This is a genomic window from Mesorhizobium sp. M0058 (genome assembly GCF_040323095.1).
Taxonomy (GTDB): domain Bacteria; phylum Pseudomonadota; class Alphaproteobacteria; order Rhizobiales; family Rhizobiaceae; genus Mesorhizobium.
Window position 1 is genome coordinate 1 of record NZ_JAMYUQ010000051.1, and the last position, 1,291, is coordinate 1,291.

The 1,291-nt window shown below is 64.1% G+C and carries 2 protein-coding genes; both read right to left on the bottom strand.

The genetic code is table 11. From position 1 onward, the window contains the following. Positions 1–672: a hypothetical protein gene (locus NKJ75_RS32725; RefSeq protein ID WP_352500757.1), complete on the bottom strand. Its 672-nt coding sequence runs from the start codon at positions 670–672 to the stop codon at positions 1–3. 86 nt (positions 673–758) lie between these two features. Next, positions 759–1,199, bottom strand: coding sequence for a hypothetical protein (locus NKJ75_RS32730; protein ID WP_352500758.1), 441 nt, complete (start codon positions 1,197–1,199; stop codon positions 759–761). Positions 1,200–1,291 lie beyond the last annotated feature (92 nt).

Consider the following 1,291-nt stretch of genomic DNA (forward strand, 5'->3'; position numbering starts at 1 on the left):
TCACACTTTTTCCTCAACGATCGTTTCGCCGGACGGGAGCTCGGCGATCAATTTCGCGAGCCGTCCCGGGAGATCCTCGACCTGGACCTCACGCTTCAGCGCAAGGCAAGCCTCTCTCGCAGCCAGGATCGCCTCGCTACGCGCGACGAGCGATGGCCTGGTGTGTCGGACACCCACGATCGTTCGCGCGCCAGTTCGATCAAAATCCCGGCCGTAGACATGGCCGGCGATCATGGGCTGAACCCGGAGATTTTCCTGAAACAGCCTGTTCAACTCCCATATCGTCTCGTCGATAATCGGGTCCGCCGTGGCTTCGATCTCGCCGCGAAGGCGATCGATTTGAACGGTGGTCTCGTACGACAGCACGTTGAGAGCGCTGTTGGCCCGGCGCAGCCGCACGACGGCAGCCTCGTAACGAGGTTCGATATCGAGCACCTCGCGTTCCGCGCGCACCGCCGCATCGCGCAGCGCCGGCGCTTTTGCGTCGAGCGCCTTCTGCAAAGCATCGATCTTCTCGCCCACCGCGCGGCGGCGATCGGCGAGCTCGGCGTCGCTGATCGCGGCGGCTTCCCGCAGGACGGGATGGTCGCGGAGCAGACCGAGCATGTTGCTGAGCAGCTGAGGATCGGTGATCCGATGGAAATGCGAGGAGAATTTGTTTTCTTTGTTCACGGCGGGGCGCCTCAACTGGGCTGATCTTCTGTTCGCCTAGGTGTCGCCGAAAAAGTCAGCCATCGGTAGTGCCCACCGATGGCACACTATTTCGCAACGATTCTCGTGACTTGGCGTTCGCTCAACATTTCCGGATGCGCCTTCATCGCCGAAAATAGTAGCTCCGCCGGTGTCCCCACGTAGTGCACTGGCATTGATTCGAGCCGTTGATCTCGCGGCCATTCGGCCCGGGCGTATCGCGCCAGCGCATCGTAGACGCCGGCGGCTCGCTGAGACAGCGAGGGGCTCGGATAGAACACTCTGGCCAGTTCGCACAGCGCCATGTCCCTGCGCGCCAGGGCGTCGACACGCCACCAAGGCATAGCCCGGGCCGGCGCCGTCAGCTCGAGCGCGTCCTCGATCGACAAGCCGTCGTCCGCTGCGGCCAGGTAGCGCCGCAACGCCGCCGCGATCCATTCACGGTCATCTGGCTGGTCGAAGCCGTGCGCGATGCGCCGGATGCGTTGTAGGGCCGCCGGCGTCGTCACTGCGGGGTCGGATCGCTATCGGCCAGAATACCGACGTGGCGACGTGCCGTGGCAACAGCGGCGTCAAACGCGGCCCGGGCGGCGTCGATCCA